Source organism: Flavobacterium sp., from assembly GCF_036405015.1.
Lineage (GTDB): Bacteria > Bacteroidota > Bacteroidia > Flavobacteriales > Flavobacteriaceae > Flavobacterium.
Window position 1 is genome coordinate 23,521 of record NZ_DASWYK010000040.1, and the last position, 24,798, is coordinate 48,318.

The window sequence follows — 24,798 nt, forward strand, 5'->3', positions numbered from 1 at the left end:
TTTTAAAAATTAAAAGTTAACATTTAGACCCATCATGTAGGTTCTTGGCTGTGGATAATATCCGACATCGATTCCTTTTGCCCAAGATTGATTTACGTTTCCGAAACCAATCTCTGGATCCATTCCTTTGTATTTCGTGAAAGTGTAAATGTTATTTCCTGCCACGTACAATCTGAATTTAGAGAAGAATTTTAATTTGTCTGTTAACTTTGTTAAATCACATCCGATTGTTGCATTTTTAATTCTGAAGAAATCTGAATCCTGAATATACAAATCAGAGAATTTAGTGTAGTTACCGTTATCATCTGTCCCATAAGTTACTCTAGGAATTCTGTTTGAAGTTCCTTCACTTGTCCATCTGTTCAACACATCTGTAGTGTTGTTTGTGTAAGCACGAGTGTAGTCATGAATTCCGAAAACGTTCTGTCCTCCGGCGATTCCATAAGTATTAATAGAAAAATCAAAAGCTTTGTATGATAATTCTAAATTAATCCCGTAGTTAATATCTGGATTTGGATCTCCAATTTGAGTTTTATCATTTGCATCTATTTTGCCGTCACCATTTAAATCTACGAAACGAACATCTCCAGGAACAGCATTTGGCTGAACTCCTGCCGAAACTTCAGCTGCATTTTGGAAAATTCCAGCTGTTTTTAATCCGTAGAAATAACCCATTGGTTTTCCAACCTCAACACGGTTCATTTCGTCTAAACCTTGAAATAAAATATTTGCTTCTCCGTGAATAATACCTTCGTTGTTTGCAATTCTCAACACTTGATTTTGGTTACGAGAAAGGTTAGCATTTACTGCAAAATTCCAATCTTGTCCGATACGAGTACGGTAAGATAATCCAATCTCAAAACCTTTGTTACTTACATCTCCACCGTTAACATATGGTGCAGTTGCTCCAGCATAAGTTGGAATAGAAGCCAATACTAACCAATCTTTAGTTTTCTTGTCGTAGTAATCGAACGTTAAAATAAAATTATTGAACAAGGTAGCATCAAAACCTAAATCTAACTGCTCAGAAGTTTCCCATTTTAAGTTACGGTTTGCTAATTGATCAGGGCTTGAACCTACTAATAAAGTTTCGTCACCTGTTCCGAAATGATATGTTTTGTCTGTTGAGTTTACAGTTGATAAGTATGCAAATCTTCTACCAAATTGGTCGTTACCATTTTGTCCCCAGCTTGCTCTTAATTTGAAACTATTTAAAACTTTATTTTCTTTGAAGAAAGCTTCTTTATCTAAATTCCATCCCGCAGAGAACGAAGGGAAAATAGCATATTTATTATCTGGACCAAATTCTGATGAACCGTCGCGACGAACTGTTGCAGAAAACAAGTATTTGTTGTTGTAATCATACAATAAACGTCCGAAGTAAGACTGAATGGCATAATCTTTACGATTTCCTTTTACCACATTTGATGTAGGATCTTTTGCATTATCCAAATAAGCATGTTCGAAATCGTCAAAAATTAAGTTTCTTCCTTGCCCTTCCATGTAATCAGAAGTATTCTTTTTTGCAGAAGTACCTGCCAATACATCAAAATTATGAGAACCTGCGATATCGAATTTGTATTGAAGTGTATTTTCAAAAATCCATCCCATAGATTTGGTCGCACTTTGAGTAACACTAGAAACAGTATTGTTATCATTTGAAGAAAGAGAGTACACTGGTCTAAAAGCACGGTAGTTACTGTCTGTCATATCAACACCAAAGCTTGTTCTAAAAGTCAAATCTTTTATAACTTTCAATTCAGCAAAAACATTTCCGACATAACGATTTGTTTTTGTTTGATTGAAGTTATTGTAGTATAAAGATCCAACTGGATTTGTTACGTCATTTGAAACAATTGAACGAGCAAAATTTCCATCTTCGTCATAAGGTTGATCAATTGGAGCGGCATTTAAGAAACTTCTGATTGCATTTCCGTAAATACCATCATCTGCAACACCTTTAGATTTGATGTTTGACAAAGTAAAGTTTTCACCAATTTTCAAATATCCTTTAATAACTTCTGAAGTAGAATTTACAGAAAAAGTTATACGATCGTATTGAGATTGGTTAGTAGAACCTCCAATCATACCATCTTGTCCATAGTAAGATAAACCAGTCGCAATAGTAGATTTTTCGTCACCACCTGTAATTAAAAGAGAATGGTTTTGTTTGATTGCTCCTTCGTAAAACAAATCTTTCTGCCAGTCATTATTTGGAAATCCAGCAATTTGAGCTTTTGTATACAATGGTGCATAACCAGAGTTTACACGAGCTTCGTTAATAATCGTTGTGTATTCTTGTGTATTCATCAAATCCAGTTTTTTAGCAATCTGCTGAAAACCTGTATAAGAACTTAAAGACACATTCATTTTGCCATCTTTTCCTTTTTTAGTAGTAACTAAGATAACTCCGTTTGCTGCTCTTGCTCCGTAGATAGAAGCGGCAGAAGCATCTTTTAAAACGTCAACCCTTTCAATAACAGAAGGATCCAAATATCCGATTCCGTTATCTACCACAACACCGTCTACAACATAAAGCGGATCACTGTTTCCTGCTGTACCCGCACCACGAATATTTACCACCATATTCGCACCAGGCTGACCAGAAGAAGAAGTTACAGAAACCCCTGAAGCCTGACCTTGTAAAGCATTTACAACATCAAGACTCGCTACTTGCTGAATGTCTTTTCCCGATACCAAAGAAGTTGCAGCTGTGTTCACTTTCTTCTTTTGAGTACCATAACCAATTACTACAATCTCTTTTAGTTCTGCAGTTTCAGGACTCAAAACTACATTGACTGTTTTTTGAGTTCCAACCGTAATATTCTGTGTTTTAAATCCCACGAAAGTGATCACTAAAACATCGCCTGTTTTGGCTTCCACTTTATATTTTCCATCAAAATCGGTAACAGTACTCGATTTTGTTCCCTGTACTTGTACAGTTGCTCCGGGAACTCCAAATCCGTCTTCGGCAGAAGTGATTGTTCCACTTACAGTTTTAGATTCTTGTGCGAATCCAAACTGCATCATAAATACGCTAAGCAGCACCGTCATAAAATACGACAGCTTTGTTGTTTTAATACAATTTTTGCTTTTCATAATAAGAATTGATTAAGTTTAAGTTATAGTTAGTAATTTTTACCCTAAGAGAAACTTTGGAAAACTTCCCAAGCAGGTCATGCTAAAAATGAGGGCCTGAATCTCATTTCCAACATTTAGTACTTGCTGACTATAAGCAGATGTTTTTAAAACATCAAAATCGATTCTTTTGCAAAATTGAAGGGCGATAATCTCAACAAAAAAAGCTTTTTAAATCAATTTCTAAAAAAACATTTGTGGTAAGTTTAAGTTAAGCGTAGCTTTGTTCTTTTTTACTTATGGTCAATTTGAATTTATCTTATGGTAAATTTGACTACAAGTGTAAAACAAATTTTCTATATTAACAAAATATTAAGGTTAATTTTTTTCATTTCTAATAAATACCAATTCATTTTTATCAATGCCGCAAAAAGCAAATTGAAAATGAAATAAAAAATATAGAAAAACCAACGTTTTATAAAATTGACAATCAGTCGTTTAAGAATTATAGATTTTGAAGCCATTTTTCAACACATTTTTAATTCACTGATTATCAATTTCTTGTTTCGTTAAAAAAAATATAAGGCTTTGAAGAAGGCTAATAATCATTTTATTTATTTAATTTGTCAAAATTTATCTTGAATATGGTTGAAAATGTAGATGATAAAACTGCTTCGAAAAACGAGCACAGTGCCATGAATGCCATCACGATTGACTGTGTAATTTTTGGTTTCGATAAAGGCAGTCTCGAAGTACTTTTGGTACAACACGGAGAAGGGATCAGCAAAGGAAAATGGGGTCTTCCTGGAGGATGGATTTATAAAAAAGAAAGTACAGATGCAGCGGCTCATCGTTTATTGAATGAACTTACTGGTCTTGATAATATTTATCTAGAACAATTGAAAGCGTTTGGAGATCCGGATCGTTTTCCGTTGCGACGCGTTATTACCATTGGATATTATGCTTTAGTAAAAAGAGAAGATTACAATATCAAAGCAGGTTTTACAGCTTCAGATGCTAAATGGTACAAAATTGACAACATTCCGAATTTGATTTACGATCACAATGAGATTTTAGATTATAGCTTAAAACATCTTAGAAACAGAGTGCGTCAAACTCCAATCGGATTTAATCTGCTTCCTGAAAAATTCACGCTATTACAACTGATGCGGTTGTATGAAGAAATCTTAGGAATTGAAATGGACAAACCCAATTTTAGAAGAAAAATTCTTCATATGAAACTTTTGGTCGCTTTGGACGAAAAACAACAAGATGTTTCGCATCGAGCTGCGCAATTGTATAAGTTTGATCCTGAAATCTATGAAAAATTAACTGAAAAAGGTTTCAATTTTGAATTCTGATTTTTTTCATTTATAATAAATCAAAAGCCTTTTTATACTTCAAAATACTATAATAAATTGACAAAAATAACTACTAATACTAAACCAGCTGTTGACGGAATCACAATTGACTGTGTTTTCTTCGGATTTAATAAGGAGAGTCTCGAAGTTCTTCTGGTTCAGCACGCTCAAGGCGAAAGTAAAGGAAAATGGGGACTTCTTGGAGGATGGCTACAACTCGAAGAAAGCGCCGATGATGCTGCACAACGAATTTTATACGAACTTACTGGACTTGAAGATATTTATCTCGAACAATTAAAAGCTTTCACAAATCCGAAACGTGTTCTCGAAAGACGCGTTGTTACCATTGGTTATTATACTTTGGTCAACAGAGAAGATTACAATATTAAGGCCAGTTTGAAAGTCTTTGAAGCCAAATGGTATAAAATAAATGAAATTCCAGATTTAATTTTTGACCATAATGAAATTCTGGATTTCAGTTTATTACAATTGCGAAACAGAGTTCGTCAGGCGCCAATTGGTTTTAATCTTTTACCCGAAAAATTCACTTTATTGCAATTGATGCATTTGTATGAAGAAATTTTAGGAATCGAGTTGGACAAATCAAATTTCAGGCGAAAAATTCTTCATATGAAACTCCTCACAGCATTAGATGAAAAGCAAAAAGATGTTTCGCACAGAGCAGCAAAACTTTACAAATTTGACGCCGAAATGTACAAGAAATTAACAGAAAAAGGATTCAATTTTGAATTTTAGACTTGATTTTAATTCATTCCCATCAACTATCGTAGATCAACATTCCAGAATCCAAAACTTTGCGCTATCTTTGCGCCTTAATAACATGCTTTAAAGCAATTGCTTTAGTCTGTTTTTACACCCAAAAATACTTAAAACTCGTTTTAGAGAACTGATATATACAAATGAAGAAGATACGTAATTTTTGCATTATTGCACACATTGACCACGGTAAAAGTACATTGGCAGACCGATTACTAGCCGCAACGCAAACTGTGACAGCCCGTGAAGAAAAAGCACAATTGCTTGACAACATGGATCTGGAGCGTGAACGTGGAATTACCATTAAGAGTCATGCCATTCAGATGGAATACAAATACAAAGGCGAAGAATATATCTTAAACTTAATTGATACTCCTGGACACGTTGACTTTTCATACGAGGTTTCACGATCTATTGCTGCCTGCGAAGGAGCTCTTTTGATTGTTGATGCTGCACAAAGTATTCAAGCACAAACGATTTCAAATTTATATTTAGCTCTTGAAAACGACTTAGAAATCATTCCGGTTTTAAACAAAGTCGATTTGCCAAGTGCTAACCCAGAAGAAGTTAGTGATGACATCATTGATTTACTTGGTTGTAAACTAGAAGATATTATTCACGCATCTGGAAAAACAGGTTTTGGTGTAGAGAACATTCTTGCTGCTATTATCGAAAAAATTCCAGCTCCAAAAGGAAATCCAGAAGAGCCATTACAAGCTTTGATTTTTGACTCAGTTTACAATCCATTCCGTGGAATTGAAGTAATCTTTAGAGTTGTAAACGGTGAAATCAAAAAAGGCCAGAAAATTAAATTTATGGCTACAGACAATGAATATTTTGCTGACGAAATTGGAACTTTAAAACTAAATCAAGTTCCTAAAACTGTAGTTTCTGCAGGAGACGTTGGTTATTTGATTTCTGGAATTAAAGAAGCACGCGAGGTAAAAGTAGGTGATACGATTACAGATGCAAAAGTGCCAACAACCAATATGATTACTGGTTTTGAGGATGTAAAACCAATGGTATTCGCCGGAATTTATCCAGTTGACACAGAAGATTACGAAGATTTACGTTCTTCTATGGAAAAATTACAGCTGAATGACGCTTCATTAGTCTTTACTCCTGAAAGTTCTGCAGCATTAGGATTTGGTTTCCGTTGTGGATTCTTAGGAATGCTTCACATGGAAATTATCCAGGAACGTTTAGAGCGTGAGTTCGATATGACGGTAATTACAACAGTTCCTAACGTTTCGTATTTGGCTTACACAAAGAAACATCCTGAAACTCCGTTAATTGTAAACAACCCTTCTGACTTACCAGAGCCTTCAAAATTAGACAGAGTTGAAGAGCCATTTATTAAAGCTACCATTATTACAAAAGCTGATTTCGTTGGAAACGTAATGAGTTTATGCATCGAAAAACGTGGTTTAATTACCAACCAAACATACTTGACAACAGAAAGAGTTGAATTGAATTTTGATATGCCTTTGGCAGAAATTGTATTTGATTTTTACGATCGTTTAAAAACAGTTTCTAAAGGTTATGCTTCTTTTGATTATTCGCCAATAGGAATGAGAACTTCAAAATTGGTTAAACTGGACGTTCTTCTAAATGCACAAACTGTTGATGCACTTTCTGCATTGATTCACGAAGACAACGCTTATAACATCGGTAAAAAAATGACCGAGAAATTACGTGAGTTAATTCCAAGACAGCAATTTGATATTCCGATTCAGGCTGCAATTGGAGCTAAAATCATTGCTCGTGAAACGATTAAAGCACTTCGTAAAGACGTTACCGCAAAATGTTACGGAGGAGATATTTCGCGTAAGCGTAAATTGCTGGAAAAACAGAAAAAAGGTAAAAAACGTATGCGTCAAGTAGGAAACGTTGAGATTCCGCAAGAAGCATTTATGGCTGTTTTGAAACTGAATGACTAATTCTTTTTTAAGAAAAGAGAGGACAGAAAATAGAATATAGACTGACCCGATAACTTTCGTTATCGGGTTTTTTATTGATTTATACTTAAAAATTAAAAAGATAAAACTTACAAAATTATCAAAATATTAACTTGATTAACTCAATTTTAACGCGATAAATCAAATATTTGGCTTCTTTTATTAGAGAAAACTAATTTTAATCTTACAAACAATTAAATATGTAAGATTATGAAAACCAAATTATCAGTTATTTTAGCCCTATTTACTTTTTGTTTTGCAAACGCTCAGGAATATCAGGCAGAAGCTGAAATGAATTCTGCAAAAGGCGTTACTTTTTCGCAAGGAGATATGTTTCTTGAAGGTTCTATAAAAATAAGTACGGGCGGTGAAGAAGATTATTACGGGTTTAGTCCAAAATTTGGCTATTTTTTAAATGATAAATTTGCTGTCGGAGCAAAATTAGATTATGCTAGTATTAAACAAGAAACACCGTATGAAAAAACAAATGTATTTGGCGTAGGTGCTTTTGCTCGTTACTATTTCTTAGAACTAGATAAAAAGCGTTTCAAAGCATACGCTGAAGCTGGTTTAGGATTTGGAAGAAACAAATACGAAAGTGATGTTTTGGACGATACTACAAATAGCATAACAGCAGATATTAATGTTGGTTTAAATTACTTTATTACCAAAAATGTCGCTGTTACTTTTGTGTTAGCCAATATGCTTTCTTACAACAGCGTTTCTCCAGAAAACGGTCCGTCATCAGATACTTTTCAGTTGAATATCAATTTATTTGAAAACATCTTCGATCAACCACAATTCGGATTGTTGTACAGATTCTAATTCGTTTATTCAATCTATAAAACAAAAGCTGTCTCAATTTGGGACAGCTTTTTTTATTTCTCATCATTTTTTCATTTGTATCTTTGACTCGTTTTCAATTAAAAAACTTAGAACCTCAGCAACTCAGAATCTTAGAATCTTAAAAAAAATGCTCGACGAAACCCCAAAACGATTTGACCGAATTGTAGCTATTCTTATTCAATTGCAATCTAAAAAAATTGTAAAAGCACAAGAATTAGCCGATCGTTTTGAGTGTAGTTTGAGAACGATTTACAGAGATATTCGAACTTTGGAAGCTTCTGGAGTTCCTATTTATAGTGAAGCTGGAGTGGGTTATGCTTTAATGGACGGATATAGACTTCCGCCAGTTATGTTTACACGCGAAGAAGTGAGCAGCTTTATTGCGGCCGAAAAACTGATGCAAAAATTTACCGATCCTTCTTTGGGAACACATTATGCTTCGGCGATGTACAAACTGAAATCGGTTTTAAGAAGCAACGATAAAGATTATTTGTCAAACATCGAATCAAGAATTGTAATGCAAGATGCAGAACCGATGTTTAATGATAATTCGCCCAATACGCTCGCCGTTTTGTTTGAAAGTATTGCTGAGAAAAAACAGATTTTACTTTCGTATAAAACTTTCGGAAAAGACGAATTAACAGAACGAAATCTGGAACCTGTTGGTATTTTTCATGATAATAACAATTGGTATTTTCTTGGATATTGTCATTTAAGAAAAGACTACAGACAGTTTAGAGCAGACCGAATTCAAAACCTGAAAAAAACAGAGTTAGATTTTACAATCGAACATGAAGCTTTAGAAACTTATTTAAACAAAACAGAAAATTGTCCGACAACAAAAGTTAGGATTTTAGTCGAAAAGAAAATCGCAAGATATCTTACATCTGAAAGAAAGTATCATGGTTTTGTAGCAGAAAAAGAAGTTGATGATAAAATCGAGATGACTTTTATGTGTCGTAGCATGGAAGACGGTTTTCCGCGATGGTTTTTAATGTTTGGTGATTATGCAACAATCCTGGAACCAGAAAGTTTAAAAAAAAGAATTTTAGAATTACTCGAAATCAACAGACAAAGACTTATATAAAAAAACTCTCAAAGAGAATTTTCTTCTTTGAGAGTTTTTTTATTGGCATTTCAGAGAATTATCTTTCCCAGAAAAACGGTGGCTCAATATTTAAAGCTCTTAAATACACATAAGCTTGCCCACGGTGATGCACTTCATTATCAATAAAATATAAAATATTATGAATGATTGGAAATTCATACTGACCAAACAAATTAAAAGTTTCGTTGAAATCTTCAACAGATAATTGCTCCCAATATTTATTGATTTCTTCTGTAGCTTCATCCCATTTTTCAAGATATTGCGCTTTGAAAATCAGTTTTTCTGTTCCTTCAGTATACGGCTGAGCATCTCTGTTTACAATTCCTTTCATGGCTGGACCTCCAATTGCTAGAAGTTCGTCAACTAATTTGGCAAAAGTTCGCATTCCTCCTATCGAAAATTCGAAGAAATCTTTTTCAGGAAACACTTCAATTACACGACGTGTTAAGGCGCGGTGACCTTGCCAATGTTTCAATAAATCTTCTGAACTGATTACTTGTGCTTCTAATGTTTTCATGATTTTAAGGTTTTAAATTTCTATACTTCAAAAGTAGAATGGGCCGGTGACAACAGTTTGTCAGTAGGAAAAATAATTTTACAATTACTGCTAAAATTTCTCATTTTAACAAAATTTAATTTATTCTGAATTTTTGGTCAAATCACATTAAATAAATCATAAAATACTGATAATCAAAAAATTAAAATAAAATAATTCGTACCTTTAAGATAATGGACTAATAAAACATGAATTATGAGAGCTGCTCTATTTCTACTTTTATTATTGTATTCGACCTTATCTTCATCACAAGGAATTGTAGTCGACACTACAACTATGAGCATACCTGAACTGGTACGAACGGAATTGATGCAAAATGGCTGTTCAAACGAAAGTAATTTCAAATTCTCTTCACATCAGGGTATCGGTAAATTCACCAACACCAATCCAAACTTCCCTATTTCAAGCGGAATCATTATACGAAACGGAATCGCCAAATACACAGAAGGTCCGTACAACGGAAATAATGAAAGCAGCAAATTAAACAATTCAACAGACAGTGATCTACAGGTAATCAGTGATAACAACGGACAAACTGTACCGGTTACAGATGTCAGTTTTCTTCAATTTGATTTTACTCCTTTATCCAGTAATTTCAGTTTTGATTTTCTTTTTGCTTCAAATGAATATGGAGAATTTCAATGCGGATTCAGTGATGTTTTTGCCTTTATATTGACGGATCTGACGACGGGAACTTCTACAAATCTTGCGGTAGTTCCGGGAACAACTACGCCTGTTTCTGTCAAAAACATTAGAGACCAACAATATAATTCGTCCTGTTTATCTGCTAATGCTAATTTGTTTGATCGTTACAATGTTAACGATCCTACTCAATCGCCAATTAACATGAGAGGCGAAACCAAAGTTTTGACTGCGGCTTCAACGGTAATTCCGAACAGAACTTATCGAATTAAACTCGCTATCGGTGATTACAATGACAGTAATTATGACTCGGCAGTTTTTATAAAAGGAGGTAGTTTTATGACTACGATGAATTTAGGTCCAGACAGAACAATTTGTGAGGGCGAAAAAATCACTCTTAAATCTGATATTGTGGGTAATTTCAGTTATGTGTGGACATTAAATGGAACAATAATTCCAGATGAAACCAGTAATTCTCTAACCGTTGATAAACCTGGAACTTATGGCGTTACAGCAACACTTTCTGGTTGCGTTATTAAAGATGAAGTAGTTATTGACCAGCTAATTATTAAACCTCCTCAAAACTTGACGGCTTGTTACAACACCAATGGTACTTATCAATATGATTTAACGGTTAATAACTTAGCTTCATTAGGAATTGATCCTGCAAAATATGCTATTTATTATTTTGATTCTTTAGCTTCAGCTAATGCAAATGCTCCGTTTATACCCGAAAATCAATTAAAATCGTACGCAAGTTCTGGTAATCAAACCATATACATAAAAGCAGTTCCGATTTATGATAAAACTTTCTTTTGTAACAATATCGCTTCATTCAATTTATTGGTAACTCAACCTATCAACGTTGTAAAGCCACCAGATTTAAGTGGTTGCGATGACTTAGCTAAAAATGTTACTTTCGATTTAACGGCTCAGGAAACCACCATTTTGAACGGATTAAATTCTGCTGAATATAGAATCAGTTATTACAATAGTGAAACTGATGCTAACAATAACACAAACAAGATTTCAGATCCAAAAGCATTCAGAACATCTTTATTACAATCACCAAAAGCAATTTGGGTTCGAATTGAAAATATTTCGAGCGCGTCTTGTTATGCCACAGTTAGTTTCAATATTATTATCAATCCACTTCCAGTTGTAGATCAAATTCCGAATGTGGTTGCCTGTAATAGTTATACGTTGCCACCGATTCAAAATGGGGAATACAATACAGCGCCAAACGGAACAGGAACTAAACTAAATCCTGGAGATGTTATTACCAAAAGTGGTCTATATTATATTTACAAAGGTCCCAATACAAACAATTGTACCAATGAAAGTACTTTTAATGTAATCCTGATTTATGAAATTGGTTTTAAAAAAGAAGCCTGCGGTCAGTATGTTGTCCCGCGAGTACCTGCTGGCGGTTTTTTCACACAATCAGGAGGACAAGGAGATTCAATACCACAGGGAACTGTATTTACAACTAGCCAAACCATTTATTATTATGTCGTAATCGATGGAGCAGTCTGTCGTGACATCGCCGTACCTTTTACTGTTTATCCTTTGCCTCTGGTAGATAAACCTGATAATGTTGTGACTTGCGATTCTTATACGCTACCTCCTTTGACAAACGGTAATTATTTTACTTTGTCTGGAGGTCTAGGAAAAGCACTCAAAGCTGGAGACAAAATAACTTCGAGCCAGACCGTTTTTGTTTTTGCAAATGATGGAAGATGTACAAATGAAAATTCTTTTAAAATCGACATCATTAATTCACCCATTTTTGTTCCGATTACGAGATGTGGAAGTTTTACTTTACCTCCAATTGCCGTTGGTGGTTATTATGAAAATGCTGGTGGTCAGGGTAAAAATATCCCTGCTGGAACTGTTATTACCAATTCGCAAACCGTATATTATTATGCTGCTACTACCACTTCGCCCAATTGCACCGAAAATCTTAAATATGTCATTACCATAGATCCACTTCCATTAGTAGATACACCAGCCAATAGGTTAGAATGCAATCGTTATGTTTTACCGCCATTAACAAATGGTAACTATTTTACACAAAGCAAAGGAAAAGGAAAACAATTAAAAGCAGGAGATATTATTACTTCAACGCAAGTTATTTACATTTATTCGGTAGGGCCGAAATGTACAAATGAACATAGTTTTACTGTCGAAATCAGACCTCTTCCTCCCGTTGACAGTTTTACCGATGTAGTAACCTGCAACGATTTTAAACTTCCGAAATTAAGAAATGGTAAGTACTACACTGCTACTGGAGGCTCAAAGGGTTTAGGAACTCAACTTGCCGAAGGAACCATCATTAACACAACCCAAACTATTTATATTTATAACGAATGGGCAGATTTTACTTCATGCAGCAACGAAACCTTTTTCAAAGTCAATTACAACGGAATTGATGTTGGTAATTTTAGCAATATAAACGTTTGTGACAGTTATACTTTGCCCCCATTAAAATTGGGAAATTATTATACTCAACCTGGAGGAAAAGGTGCAATCATTCCGGCTGGAACTGTTATAACCAATTCGCAGACCCTATATGTTTACGCTATAGTTGGTACACGTTTAACTTGTGTTAGCGAAAAGAGTTTCTCGATTACAATTTCCAAAACTCCAATATTGGTCAGTACTCCTGATGTTGCTATTTGCGGAAGCTACACTTTACCCACTCTAACTGTCGGAAATTATTACAGCGAACCTAACGCAACTGGGACTCAATATTCGGCAGGGCAAAAAATAACTTCCAGCCAAAAAATGTACATTTATGCGGCAGCAACTGCAAATTCAAGTTGTTTTGTTCAGGATGATTTTAATATCACTATTTATCCTCTTAAGAATTTTTCAGTACCAAACGGAATTATTTGTGTCGATTACCAAACAGGTGCTTTACGGCATTCTGCACAATTAAATTCTGGAATAAATTCACCAGATTATACAGTCGAGTGGTATTTAGAAGGCAATAAAATAGGCACAGGTCCAACTTACACCGCAACTAAAGAGGGAATTTATACCGTTGTACCAGTCAAAAACATACCCGATGTTGGTAATGATTGTGGTTACAATCCGACCACTGTTACAGTCGGAAAATCCAGTCAGGCAGTTGCAACAGTTTCGGTTTCCGATGCTTTTAAAGACAATATCGATATCATCGTAAATCTCACAAATGGTTTTGGAACTTACGAATACCAGCTGGATGATGGCGATTTTCAAACAAACAATATATTTCAGGATGTAGAATCTGGAGAACATGCTATTACGATAAGAGATATAAAAGCCAATTGCGACAATCTTATTCTTTTTGCCAAAGTGCTCAAATACCCCAAATTTTTCACACCAAACGGTGATGGTTACAACGACACTTGGAACATTCCAGATCTCGCAGATCAGCCAGATGTCGTAATTACTATTTTCGACCGATATGGCAAACTCATAAAAATGATTAAACCTTCTGGCGCCGGTTGGGACGGTAATTTTGATGGTACTGCACTTCCTTCTTCAGATTATTGGTTTCGAGCAACCTATACCCAAAATGGCGTAATTGAAGAATTTAAAGCGCATTTTACTTTAAAGCGCTAATCCTTAAAAATACAATTTAAGACACATTGTAATGCTTCTCTAAAAAATAAAAACGTCAGAAAAAGAACTCAGAACCTTAGCGTCTCAGAATCTTAGCAACTTTAAAAAAAACCTTTGTACCTTTGCACCTTAATAACTTTGGAACTTAACAGAAATGATTGAAGATAAAAATCAGCAGAGAACTAGTATTGCTCAATTGGGCGAATTTGGATTAATTGACCATTTGACCAAAAATTTTGACGTTACTCAGGAATCGACTTTAAAAAGTATCGGCGATGACGCAGCTGTTCTTGATTTTAAGGAGAAAAAAGTAGTAGTTTCTACTGATTTATTAATTGAAGGTGTTCATTTTGATTTGGCTTACATGCCTTTGAAACATTTAGGTTATAAAGCCGTTGTGGTAAATGTTTCTGACATTTGCGCCATGAACGCAAAACCAACTCAAATTACAGTTTCGGTAGCGGTTTCAAATCGTTTTCCGCTTGAAGCTTTAGAAGAATTATTTGCGGGAATTACTCATGCTGCAAAAGAATATAAAGTTGATGTTATTGGAGGAGACACAACCTCATCTCAAAAAGGTTTGATTATCAGCATTACTGCAATTGGAGAAGCTGATGAAAATGAATTGGTTTACAGAAACGGAGCCAAACAAACCGATTTACTTGTTGTAACCGGAGATCTTGGTGCTGCTTATATGGGATTACAGGTTTTAGAACGCGAAAAGCAAGTTTTTCAGGTAAATCCAAACAATCAACCCGATTTAGATCCTTACACGTATTTGGTAGAACGCCAATTAAAGCCAGAAGCGCGAAAAGATGTTCGTACACTTTTGCATGCCCTTGAAATAAAACCAACTGCCATGATTGATATTTCAGACGGATTATCATCTGAGATTATGCACATCTGTAAACAATCTAAAGTAGGCTGTAATCTGTATGAAGATAAATTGCCTTTAGACCCTCAGTTTATTTCGACTTGCGAAGAATTTAATATTGACAGCACAACAGTTGCCATAAACGGCGGCGAAGATTATGAACTTTTATTTACAATTGACATCAATGATTTCGATAAGATAAAAGGAAATCCAAATTTCTCTGTAATTGGTCATATGGCAGAAGAAAATGAAGGAATACATCTTGTAACCCGTGCCAACACAAAAATTGCATTAAAAGCCCGCGGATGGGATGCTTTGACAGAGTAGTTTTCAGCCGCAGTTTCAGTTTACAGTACCTAACAGAATTTTTAAATCTGTTAGGTATTTTTTTTATTCAATCTAAAATCTGAAATCTATATTCTAAAATCTAAAATCTTTAGAAAAGTCCTTTACTTTTGGCTTCTCTAATCAAATCATCATCAGAACCACTTCTGATTTTCAGTAACTCTTTCAGATGTTTTTTTCTTTTTTCGATGGCATTCAGAGAAATCGGAACATTCTGCAGCATTTCATGAACAGCTGTTCCTTTTGATAAATGAATTAATATCTGCTTATCGTACTGATCAATTTCGATAGCATTATGAGTAGTCTGATTTAGCATTTTTACTACAGACTGACTGTAATATTTTTCATTTTTCATCACCTTATCAAAAGCCAAAAGCAATTCGTCAAAAGTAAGATCATTTTTAATGATAAGTCCGTTGGGCTGAATAGTTCTAATAATGGTTTTAATTTTTAGAAGTTCAGTATACATCGTCAGCAAAATAATCTTGCAAGAAGGCATTTTGGTCAACAGCAATTTCGCCAGATCTTCGCCAGAATAAAGTTCTTTTTCTTCATAAGGAGGCATACTGATATCCAAAAAAGCAATATCAAACACTGTCTTGTTGCTGCTTTCAATTATATCATAAGCAGATTTACAATCATTCGCCTGCGAAATTAAAAACTCGTATTGTTTTGGATTATAACGAGTTATTGCATTTTTATACCCTTCAATAATAAATGGATGATCATCTACTATTAAAATATTCTTTTTAACTAATTGCGGAACCGGAGCTGTTAAATCAAATGTCATTATGTTGCAGGTTATTATTTGGATCTATTGGGATATTTATAATAAGGATCGTTCCTTCTCCTTTGGCAGATTTTATAGTAACTGTACCCTTACATTCTGTCGCTCTATATTCGATATTGTGCAGACCAATTCCGTTCTTGGTTCTGTTGGTATTAAACCCAACTCCGTCATCTTCGATCGTTAAGATCAAACTATCGCTGACATTCTTAAACTCTACTTTAATAATATCTGCATTAGCATACTTATTACAATTCTGAAGTCCTTCCTGAATAATTCGATACAAATTGATTTTAACAATATTACTAATTAATTCCCATTTAACATCAGAATCAAAAGAGGTAATCAACTTAGAACTATATGTATTTCTCTGATCTTCAAATAATTTATTCAGAATAGCAACAAAATTATTAATTAATTCCGATTTTTCTCTGTTTAAATCGTGAGAAATTTCACGGATATCCTGTTCAATATTCTTAAGTTCTGCAAGATATTTTTTTCTTTTAGACGCTGCTTCAGCTTCATCAATCTTGTCCAAACTATCTAAACTAATACGAATACCAAACATACGCCCGAGAACTCCGTCATGTAATTCCTGTGCCACTTTTTTCTTTTCTTTAATTCGGGTAAGCTCGATTTCATTTTGTTGTGAAATCATCAAATTGTAAATATTTTCATTTGCAATCTGCTGTTCCTGTTTAAAAAGTAACTCTCTGTTTCTAGCCTGCTGTGTTTTGTAAACATAAAAAAACAATCCGAGCAATGTACAAATACTAAAAACATAAATCAAGGTTTTGTTTTTTTCCTGAAGATTGGAATTCTGATCTTTTATTTCGTTGGTTTCATATTCAATACGGGAAAACTTTTCTCCCATTTTACGTTCTGCTTTAAGCATTTGATCGTTCAGTTCAATATATTGTTTTGAATAAACAGATGAATTTCCAGGATCCACAAGAGCAATTTGCTTAAGTACTTCGAGTGTATTACTAATCTGATTTGATTTTTGGGATAATTCCAGTGCCTGTTTAGAATATTGAATAGCTTTAAAAGTATCTTTTTTAAAAGCATAATATTCTGAAAGATGTATTTTACTTAAAACTACTCCCGATCCAAGGCCGAGACTATCTCTTATTTTTAATGCTTCTTCAAATTGTCCTGATAGATCTTGCGGTTCTCTTAATTGAAATCTGGAATACGCTAAATTATCTAAAATTATAGCATACAAAAGTGTATTCTGTTTATATAAGTTTTGTTCACTTAAGGCTTTTTTAAAATATAATTTTGCAGTCCCATATTTTTTTTTCTTTAAATTCACAAAGCCAATATTGTTTAAAGAAGTGGCTTTTAATTGATATTCGGACGGAATTGATTTATCATCAAGAGTACTTAAAGCTTCATTATGAAAGTCTATCGCTTTTTCAAATTCTTCCCGTTCATTATATAACAATCCTAATAAATTATAACAGTCGTAAAGCAGATCATTAACATTTTTTTCCTGTTTTAAAATTCGAAGTGCCTTAAAAACACTAGTTTCACTTTCAAAATAATCACGACCATTAAATTGAAGATTTGCCTTATTCAAAAAAGTCTTTGCCAGATTATGTCTGTCATTTAGATTTAGGTAAACTTTTTCTGCTTTAAAATAATTCAGGAAAGCACTATCCGAAACCGATTGTGAGACATAATAATCTCCGAGATAACTATAGGCCTTAGCCATATTAACAGAATCTCTCGAGTTTATTGATTTCTCTAAAATCAGTTTTGTAGTTTGAAGATATTCTTTGAGGTAATCCAGATTGTAATATCGATTAGCTACTTTAAATAAATTTACTTTATTTAGTGAATCGTTTTTCTGATTTACAATGATATCAAATGCTTTCGTATTATATTTCTTTTTACTTGTACGAGTTAAATTGGCATCGCTAGCCATAGATAAATAAATATCAAGACTATCTTTCTGTTGCTCTGAACTTTTAAGATCTTTATTTTTATCAACACAGCCAATAAAAACAAAACAAAAAAGAAATAATATTATAAAAGTATTTTTCAATATCGTCTAAGAGTTTTACCAAAAATAATAAAACTATAGACACAAAAAAAAAGCTGCCCAAAATGGGCAGCTTTTTTATTTATATCTGATTTTTCTTAGTCAATTTTTACAGACATTCTTTTTGATTGACTGTCTGAATCAAAACTGCTTAAATGACTATTTACGTTAGCATCATTTCCAACTGCAGCAAAATCAACTTTTTTTCTTCCTTGATTTGTAGCACCGCTACCTCCACTACCACTACCCATTACTGGTGGATCAATTTTCGCCATTGAAGCTGATAATTTAGAAGATACTTCCGGGTTTGCAAAAGAAGTTGCTACCATTACTAAAGAAAATAGTCCGATTGTTAAAGCTGTTTTTTTCATGACCTGAGGTTTTAAATGTTCGTTTAATTTTTTTTGGAAAATGATCGCTGTTTGCTGGCGAATCATGGTGTAAAACTAATACGGAGGTCGAAAAAAATTTATACGAAAAATTGAGTTTATGGTAGATCATACCCAATTGATAGTCAATGGGTAGCAAATCCATGTAAACGTCTGGTTTTTAGATTTCTAAGTAATTTCCTGCAGCAAAATCGGAAATTATCAGATCTACATTAGCTTTGTAGGTTTTAGAGAAAGGGATTTTCTTGGAAGAGTTTTTTATGTAACAGATTGAGTTTCCGCTATGAATTCGGGAAATGTAATTTCGATTGATTACGTAACTGTTATGAATCCGGATAAAAGGATACGTTAAAACACTCTCAAAATGCTTTAACGTTTTAAATGCCGTAATCATTTCACCAGTATTCAAATAAATATCTGTCGAATTATTATCGGCCTGAAAATAACAAATGTCATCTGCATTCAAATACCGGTAATCACCGTATGATTTTATGCAAATGGTTAATGGTTTTTCGATATTCTGAGGAATTGTGACGTTATTTACATTATCAATAACAATAGAAGTCTGCTCTTCTTTAAACGGAGCTGATTTTGTATCTAAATTGGCTTTTTTAAGCTTCAAAACCGTTTTTAGAAGATCAACATTCGACAACGGTTTTAAAATATAATCAAAGACGCCGTATTGAATGGCATCAAAAGCTTTGTCTTTTTTATGAGTAGTAATAATAATTTTAGGAATCTCTTGAAAAAAGCGGTGAAGTTCACTAATAAATAAAAGAGATAATTGACTCGCATTGTTTTTAGGATCAATTTCCAGAAAAACTAAAGCCGGTTTATGCTCTAAAACCAAATTCAAACCCTCTTGAAAATTTGATGCAGAAGCCGTAAAAGATAATTCTGAAAAACCTGAAGCGGTTGTTTTGGTCTTCAAAATACTTTCAGCATCATCATCAATAATAATATACGAGTACTTTTTCAAATTTTGGTTTTGTTGCTTTTCTCACTTCACAATCACAATCAAAAAAACAATTCAATAGGATCCTTTGCGAAAGGTTTTGGTTTTGACATTTTTCCGCATTTAAAAATACGGATTTTCAAATTTTAAACATTTCATTGTTAACACATTACACCAAAATGTTGATACAAAATGATGAAATGCAAAAAACATCGATAAAATGCCTGTTTTTAAAAATCAAAAATCCCAAACTCCTTTTACGGAATTTGGGATTTATAATATAGTTTGAAATGATTACATTTTCATTAACCAGTTTTTCATCGAAACTTCGTTTTCTATAATACCTCTCAATTCGGTAATTTTTACACGATCTTGTTTCATTGAATCTCTATGACGAATAGTTACTGTTTCGTCTTCAAGAGTTTGGTGATCTACTGTGATACAGAATGGAGTTCCTAAAGCATCTTGTCTTCTGTAACGACGTCCTACAGCATCTTTCTCATCATAAGCCACGTTGAAATCCCATTTCAAATCTTCAATAATTTTTCTTGAAACTTCTGGTAAACCATCTTTTTTAACTAATGGTAAAACTGCTGCTTTAGTTGGCGCTAAAACTGCTGGTAATTTTAAAACTGTTCTTTCTGAACCGTCTTCTAAAGTTTCTTCTTTTAATGAAGTGGCGAAAACAGCCAAAAACATACGATCTAAACCTACAGAAGTTTCTACTACATAAGGAACATAGTTTTCATTTAATTCAGGATCAAAATATTGTAATTTTCTTCCAGAATATTCTTCGTGTGCTTTTAAATCGAAATCTGTACGAGAGTGAATTCCTTCCAATTCTTTAAATCCGAATGGGAAATTGAATTCGATATCAGCCGCTGCGTTTGCGTAGTGAGCCAATTTCTCATGATCGTGAAAACGGTAATTTTCTTTTCCTAATCCTAAAGATAAGTGCCATTTTAAACGAGTTGTTTTCCAGTGCTCGTACCATCTCATTTCGTCTCCTGGACGAACGAAGAATTGCATTTCCATTTGTTCGAACTCACGCATACGGAAAATGAATTGTCTTGCCACAATCTCGTTTCTGAACGCTTTACCCGTCTGAGCAATTCCGAAAGGAACTTTCATACGACCCGATTTTTGAACATTTAAAAAGTTCACAAAAATACCTTGAGCCGTTTCTGGACGTAAATATAAGTCCATTGCATTTTCTGCAGAAGCACCTAATTTAGTTCCGAACATTAAGTTGAATTGCTTAACGTCTGTCCAGTTTTTAGAACCCGTTTCAGGATCAGCGATTTCAAGCTCTTCAATCAAAGCTTTTACATCTTCTAAATCTCCGTTTCCTAAAGAACGTCCTAAACGCTCTCTAATTTCTTTTTCTCTAGCCAAATATTCAATTACACGAGCGTTTGTTGTAATAAACTCCTGTTCGTTGAATGCATCGCCAAAACGAGCTTTTGCTTTGTCAATTTCTTTTTGTGCTTTTTGGTGAATTTTTTCAGCGAAATCTTCAACCAAAACGTCAGCTCTATATCTCTTTTTAGAATCTTTATTATCAATTAATGGATCATTGAATGCATCAACGTGGCCCGAAGCTTTCCAGGTAGTTGGGTGCATCAATATTGCAGCATCAAGGCCGACGATATTTTCATTCATCTGAACCATTGATTTCCACCAATATTCACGGATATTCTTTTTTAATTCGACACCATTTTGTGCATAATCGTAAACAGCACTCAATCCGTCGTAAACTTCGCTTGACGGAAAAATAAATCCGTACTCTTTTGCGTGCGAAACCACATTCTTAAATATATCTTCTTGTTTTGCCATAGTGATGCAAAAATATAAAAAGTACCTTTAAAAAAAAGAAAAATAATAAAGATTGAAGTATTGATTTTGTTACTTTTGTAAATAAAATCTTCCTTTTTGTGATTAATTATATAATAAATTTGTTTTTCCCTAAAGTCTGTGACGGATGCCGTTCTATTTTACTTCAAAATGAAAATGTTTTCTGTACTGGCTGTCGTCACGAAATGCCTCTCACTCAATATCATTTAGATCCCAAAAATGAAGCTATAAAAAAGTTCTACGGTAAAGTGGATATGCAATTTGCAGCAGCATTTTTATATTTTAATAAAAAGGGAATGGTGCAGGAACTCATTCATAATTTAAAATACAAAGGTCATCAAGAAATTGGAACTGTTTTAGGGAACTGGTGTGTCGAAGATTTAAAAGAAATCCCATTCAAAATTCCATTTGATAATGTCATTCCGGTTCCGCTTCATAAAAAGAAATTTAAGGAACGAGGATATAATCAGATTACCACTTTTGGAAAGGCAATTGCTTCTGGTTTTGAAATTCCTTTTAACGAAAAAATTCTCTTGCGAAAAATATATTCCAAAACCCAATCCAAGAAAAACCTTTTAGGCCGTTCTGAAAATATCGAAAATATTTTTGATGTCGAATTCGATGAAACCGATCACAACAAACATTTCCTGATTGTAGACGATGTACTCACAACCGGAGCAACTATTGAAGCTTGTTCTAGAGCTTTATTAAAAATTCCTGGTGCTAAAGTCAGTGTGCTTTGTATGGCAATGGCGCATTAAATTTTAATTCACAATGATTTTCTTTATCGTTCGTTTTTCTCCATCTGTAACGGTTACCAAATAAACGCCTGACGGTACATTTGGCAATTGAATATCCTGAATAAAATATCCTGAACCTCCAAAAGTATTACTATAGACATATTTTCCTAAAATATCGTGAACATAAACTTTGACTTCTTTTGTAGAATTTCTGTCATATTGAATCGTAAAACTTCCTTTATTTGGATTTGGAAATAAGGCAAAACTAATATTTTCAAAATCGGAATTTTCGAGCGTATATGTTTTGCTGCAAATATTGACTGAAGCTGAATTGATAGTTCCTAAAGCCCCGGTGGTAGTATCACGAACTCCAAAAGTCCATGTTCCTTGAGGATCTTCGTTATTAAAAGCTGCCAATGCACTCGCAGGAACCACAATTTGACTCGTTGTTGTGCTACAGTTTAAACTTGCCCCACTATCATCAAACTGAAGTGCTAATGTAGAATTTGTATTTCCACAGCTTTTATTAAATAAACTTACTACTGTTCCTTTCGGACTTGTAATTTGCATTTCAAGATCTGAGAATCTTTCGTGTGTAACATTCACCGAAACATTGACATCTGAAACTGTTCCTGTTGAAGCCGGCACTGTAACTGTTCTGTTAATATAAGTACTACTGTTACCTGTAGAATACGCTCCTGTAAAATTATAAGTTGAACAAGTTGTTGCTACCGAATATCCTATTGCAAAAGAAGTACTGTTTACTGCATAATAGATATTGTTTGCAGGTTCTATCAAAAGTCTACAATTGGTAGAGGCTTCAATATCTGAAGGCACCAATATAGTTTCTGAACCATCATTTAAAGTATTGGCAGCCAAAGTAACGGGAAATGTCAATCCACCATCTAAAGATAATTTTATATTAACATTTGAAGAACCAGGAAGTGTATTTGTATTATTGACACCCCAAGTAATGGTTTGTGCTGATCCTTTTTCCCATGAAATATCTCCTGTATTTTGTGAGGTTACTACAAAAGGTCCTGCAGAAGCACTAACGGTAACTATCATCGCATCTGCGCCAGTTTGAGATTTTTCTTCAGCAGCATTGTCTCTTCCTGTTAAAGTAAAATTCATTGTTTTGGCTATAGAAGAAACCGATTCCCATTTGGTTGTTAAAGTATTATTTAAAACCGAACTCAGTGCTGGCATATAACGAACTGGAGAATTGGTTGGTGGCAATGACCTAAACATTGGTCCGTTTGGTTTTGTTGCATACGTGATACTATTTGCTCCAGAAGTTGTAGTGGCATTATCATATTGTTCCCAAGTATACGTTATAGGATTTCCTTCTGGATCAGAGCCTGTTCCTTTTAAAACAAAAGCTGTGCTGATTGGAATCGTATAATCGGTTCCTGCATTTATAACAGGAGGATTATTATCTATTGGTGTTGTTACAGGACACGTTTTACCCGCCAGATTATTCTGAATCTGATTTATACTTGCATATGAAAAATAATCATCAGAATTATCCTGAACATCATAATCTGTCACACCCGCATACGCCATTATTGTTGATCCGCTGCCTGGTTCATAACTTGTTCCCAATCCTTCAAGCGCGTACGAAAAAGTATGAGAACCTCCTAATTGGTGTCCCATTTCGTGCGCAACAAAATCAATATCAAAAGTATCTCCCTGTGGTCTTCTATCTGCTGGTGAAGTAAACGCACTTCCTTTTCCATAAGGCACACTCGCCGTTGGATCGACGCAAACACATCCAATACAATGTGCATTACCACCTCCGCCAGAAGCGCCAAACAAATGTCCAATATCATAATTTTCATTACCAATTATACTGGTCAAAGTAGACTGAACTTGCTGACCCCAGGTTCCGCCGTCTTTTGCTCCATCGGCAGCATCAGAATAAGGATCTGTTCTAGAATCTAAATAAATAATGGCATCATTATTTGCTATTAAAACTACTTTTACAGAAAGGTCCCTATCAAAAACTCCATTTACTCTTGTTAATGTAGCATTCATTCCGGCTAATGCTCCTGCTTTTGTTCCGCCAAAATAAGCGGTATATTCTCCTGTACAGGATAAGGCCAAACGAAGTGTCTTAAACTGTTTAGCACTCGATGCCGTTTTTGCAGTAGTTGAAGTTTTATTTTCAGAAATTGTATTAGCCGTTTTACATTCTAAACGCATTTTTGAATCTGCATTATCTGCCGATTTAAAGACTACATATTCTGATTTATTATCGGGATTTTGTTCAATATATTCTGTTGGTTTGGCTGCACGAAAAACCATTGTCTGCATTCCGAGTGGTGCAACACTAAAATGAATTTTAGCACTTTTATCATCTATCCCTCTTCCTGAATAAGCTCTGATTTCGGGATATTTAGCCTGTAGTTCCGGATCAAAATTAGAAGATTCCCAAACCGAAAAACGTTCCAGTGTACCATCTGTATTTGGAATCGTAATTTCTGTTTCGGCTTTTGAAGAAAATTTACTTGTCGTTGAGGCCAATTTAGCGCTTAACAAATCGGCATTTAATTTATAATACAATTTGTTTGAATCCGAACTGTTTGCTTTTCGCGCTAGCGATGATGAAGAAGTTACTTTCTGCCATAAAATGTCATTTTGAGCATTTATGGACAAACTGCAGAAAATAAAAAGTATATAAAGTAATCGTTTTTTCATACTAGTAGGATATAACATCAAAATTACTTCAATTAATTTAGATTGTGCAATATATAAGACAATTAATGTAATTTGATCGACGAGTTGGCTCATTTTCACAAAAAGAAATTACAACTTGACTAAAATTCAATTTAAGCAGTATTAAATTTAAAACAGAATAGTATAAATTTGC

The 24,798-nt window shown here is 34.1% G+C and carries 16 protein-coding genes; 8 read left to right on the forward strand and 8 right to left on the reverse strand.

Features of this window, described 5'->3' with window-relative positions; all coding sequences use genetic code 11:
* Nucleotides 1-9 precede the first annotated feature (9 nt).
* Nucleotides 10-3,099, reverse strand: a complete 3,090-nt coding sequence (locus VGE71_RS03160) for a TonB-dependent receptor (protein ID WP_331136997.1) — start codon at nucleotides 3,097-3,099, stop codon at nucleotides 10-12.
* Nucleotides 3,100-3,722: 623 nt separating this feature from the next.
* Here VGE71_RS03160 and VGE71_RS03165 point away from each other — a divergent pair.
* The 5 genes from VGE71_RS03165 (at nucleotide 3,723) to VGE71_RS03185 (ending at nucleotide 9,107) form a co-directional block, all read left to right on the forward strand.
* Nucleotides 3,723-4,439 (forward strand): NUDIX hydrolase, encoded by a 717-nt coding sequence (locus tag VGE71_RS03165; RefSeq protein ID WP_331136998.1) that lies wholly within the window; start codon nucleotides 3,723-3,725, stop codon nucleotides 4,437-4,439.
* 57 nt (nucleotides 4,440-4,496) lie between these two features.
* Nucleotides 4,497-5,195 carry an NUDIX hydrolase gene (locus VGE71_RS03170; protein WP_331136999.1) on the forward strand — a complete coding sequence of 233 codons (699 nt, stop codon included), beginning with the start codon at nucleotides 4,497-4,499 and terminating at the stop codon, nucleotides 5,193-5,195.
* Nucleotides 5,196-5,359: 164 nt separating this feature from the next.
* Entirely contained in the window at nucleotides 5,360-7,156 is a 1,797-nt protein-coding gene (lepA, locus tag VGE71_RS03175; protein WP_331137000.1) for a translation elongation factor 4, read from the forward strand.
* Nucleotides 7,157-7,384: 228 nt separating this feature from the next.
* Complete coding sequence (locus VGE71_RS03180) at nucleotides 7,385-7,999, forward strand: outer membrane beta-barrel protein (protein ID WP_144216841.1); 615 nt, start codon at nucleotides 7,385-7,387, stop codon at nucleotides 7,997-7,999.
* Nucleotides 8,000-8,147: 148 nt separating this feature from the next.
* Nucleotides 8,148-9,107 carry a YafY family protein gene (locus VGE71_RS03185; RefSeq protein WP_331137001.1) on the forward strand — a complete coding sequence of 320 codons (960 nt, stop codon included), beginning with the start codon at nucleotides 8,148-8,150 and terminating at the stop codon, nucleotides 9,105-9,107.
* 58 nt (nucleotides 9,108-9,165) lie between these two features.
* Here VGE71_RS03185 and VGE71_RS03190 read toward each other — a convergent pair whose 3' ends face one another.
* Nucleotides 9,166-9,645 carry a DinB family protein gene (locus tag VGE71_RS03190; protein ID WP_331137002.1) on the reverse strand — a complete coding sequence of 160 codons (480 nt, stop codon included), beginning with the start codon at nucleotides 9,643-9,645 and terminating at the stop codon, nucleotides 9,166-9,168.
* Nucleotides 9,646-9,879: 234 nt separating this feature from the next.
* Between VGE71_RS03190 and VGE71_RS03195 the strand changes: the two genes are divergently transcribed.
* Both VGE71_RS03195 and thiL read left to right on the forward strand, forming a co-directional pair.
* Nucleotides 9,880-13,935: a choice-of-anchor L domain-containing protein gene (locus tag VGE71_RS03195; RefSeq protein ID WP_331137003.1), complete on the forward strand. Its 4,056-nt coding sequence runs from the start codon at nucleotides 9,880-9,882 to the stop codon at nucleotides 13,933-13,935.
* A gap of 154 nt (nucleotides 13,936-14,089) precedes the next feature.
* Nucleotides 14,090-15,136, forward strand: coding sequence for a thiamine-phosphate kinase (gene thiL, locus VGE71_RS03200; protein ID WP_331137004.1), 1,047 nt, complete (start codon nucleotides 14,090-14,092; stop codon nucleotides 15,134-15,136).
* Nucleotides 15,137-15,245: 109 nt separating this feature from the next.
* Here thiL and VGE71_RS03205 read toward each other — a convergent pair whose 3' ends face one another.
* From VGE71_RS03205 to VGE71_RS03225, 5 genes are all read right to left on the reverse strand, one after another.
* Nucleotides 15,246-15,944, reverse strand: a complete 699-nt coding sequence (locus VGE71_RS03205; protein WP_331137005.1) for a response regulator — start codon at nucleotides 15,942-15,944, stop codon at nucleotides 15,246-15,248.
* Entirely contained in the window at nucleotides 15,934-17,991 is a 2,058-nt protein-coding gene (locus VGE71_RS03210; protein WP_331137006.1) for a tetratricopeptide repeat-containing sensor histidine kinase, read from the reverse strand. Before VGE71_RS03210 ends, VGE71_RS03205 begins: the two co-directional genes overlap by 11 nt.
* Nucleotides 17,992-18,086: 95 nt before the next feature.
* Nucleotides 18,087-18,359, reverse strand: a complete 273-nt coding sequence (locus tag VGE71_RS03215; RefSeq protein WP_331137007.1) for a hypothetical protein — start codon at nucleotides 18,357-18,359, stop codon at nucleotides 18,087-18,089.
* 178 nt (nucleotides 18,360-18,537) lie between these two features.
* Nucleotides 18,538-19,356, reverse strand: coding sequence for a LytR/AlgR family response regulator transcription factor (locus tag VGE71_RS03220; protein WP_144216823.1), 819 nt, complete (start codon nucleotides 19,354-19,356; stop codon nucleotides 18,538-18,540).
* Between the two features lie 270 nt (nucleotides 19,357-19,626).
* Complete coding sequence (locus tag VGE71_RS03225; protein WP_331137008.1) at nucleotides 19,627-21,168, reverse strand: glycine--tRNA ligase; 1,542 nt, start codon at nucleotides 21,166-21,168, stop codon at nucleotides 19,627-19,629.
* Between the two features lie 98 nt (nucleotides 21,169-21,266).
* Between VGE71_RS03225 and VGE71_RS03230 the strand changes: the two genes are divergently transcribed.
* Complete coding sequence (locus VGE71_RS03230; protein WP_331137009.1) at nucleotides 21,267-21,947, forward strand: ComF family protein; 681 nt, start codon at nucleotides 21,267-21,269, stop codon at nucleotides 21,945-21,947.
* Between the two features lie 3 nt (nucleotides 21,948-21,950).
* Here VGE71_RS03230 and VGE71_RS03235 read toward each other — a convergent pair whose 3' ends face one another.
* Nucleotides 21,951-24,719 carry a reprolysin-like metallopeptidase gene (locus tag VGE71_RS03235; RefSeq protein ID WP_331137010.1) on the reverse strand — a complete coding sequence of 923 codons (2,769 nt, stop codon included), beginning with the start codon at nucleotides 24,717-24,719 and terminating at the stop codon, nucleotides 21,951-21,953.
* Between the last annotated feature and the right edge of the window lie 79 nt (nucleotides 24,720-24,798).